Below are 1,161 nucleotides of genomic sequence, written 5' to 3'. Positions count from 1 at the left end.
AGTCGACCACATATCATAGAAATCTGAACTACTCATACCAACCAATCCTCTACTCAACCAACATCTCACGACCCTCTGGTCGATCAACATTGCATTAAGTATTTTTCGTTCTTGGCACCGATACCCTGAGATCGCCACCAACAGGGCGTGCGTTACTCGGATACAGCGAAACCTCCTAGCAAAGCAGTTTATTGACAAGATCGACTGTTCACCACCAAGAGGTTCAGGTGCTTTTCTACCCCACCGCACTGCCGTTGTCACGTTCGACCCTCAGGGCTCCTAACAGGTTCGGCCGATTGGCGTCGGGTTATGTTGCAGTAAAGGATGTTTCGCTATGGCGGCATCGTGGCTTGTGGATGACGAGTTGTGGGCGGGAATCGAACCGCTACTGCCGGTGAAACCGGCCGGGAAACCAGGACCACCGCAGATGGACCCGCGCCTGGTGCTGCAGGGATCTTGTTCGTGTTGATTACCGGGATCGGGTGGGAAGACCTGCCGCAGAAACTGAGGTTCAGGTCCGGAATGACCTGCTGGCGTAGATCTGGCGTGGATTACGGGACTGGCAGGCCGCAGGGACCTTCGAGCAGATCCATCAAGCCGTGCTCGCTCGTGCCCATACCGCCCGGTTGATCGATGTCGACCGGGTCATGGTCGACGGCTCGCATGTACGGGCGAAAAGGGGGGCGCCGCGACAGGTCCCAGCCCGGTAGACCGCACCAAGACTGGTTCCAAGCACCATATCCTGACCTGCGCGAACGGCTTCCCGCTCGCGGTCACGCTGTCCGCGGCCAACGTCAACGATCACCTGATGTTGCCCACGCTGCTCGACCGGGTCCGGCCTCTGCGCGGGCGGCCGGGCCGGCCTCGTCGCCAGCTCACCAACCTAGCCGGGGACAAGGGATACGACTACCCCAGCGTGTATTCCGAGTTGAGACAACGCCATATCACCAGCTACATCGCTCGCCGTGGCACCCGCGACACGGTGACCGCCGGTCGCTGGATCGTCGAGCAGACCTTCGCCCTGCTACACCAATACCGGCGGCTGGCCATACGATGGGAACGCCGCACCAACATCCACCACGGACTCCTCAACCTCGCCGCCGCTCTCAACTGCTGGCGACGACCCAGCAACTGAACCCGATAGCGGCTCTGTGTGTCAAG

At 60.0% G+C, this 1,161-nt stretch carries 1 protein-coding gene; it reads left to right on the top strand.

Annotated features, from left to right (window positions below; all coding sequences use genetic code 11):
- Positions 1-541 precede the first annotated feature (541 nt).
- Entirely contained in the window at positions 542-1,135 is a 594-nt protein-coding gene (locus tag ACX4ZE_RS22760) for a transposase (protein ID WP_480275506.1), read from the top strand.
- The last annotated feature ends 26 nt before the right edge of the window (positions 1,136-1,161 follow it).

This window comes from Nocardia sp. TBRC8007 (genome assembly GCF_056629435.1).
This window is presented reverse-complemented; position numbering and strand designations above follow the sequence as displayed.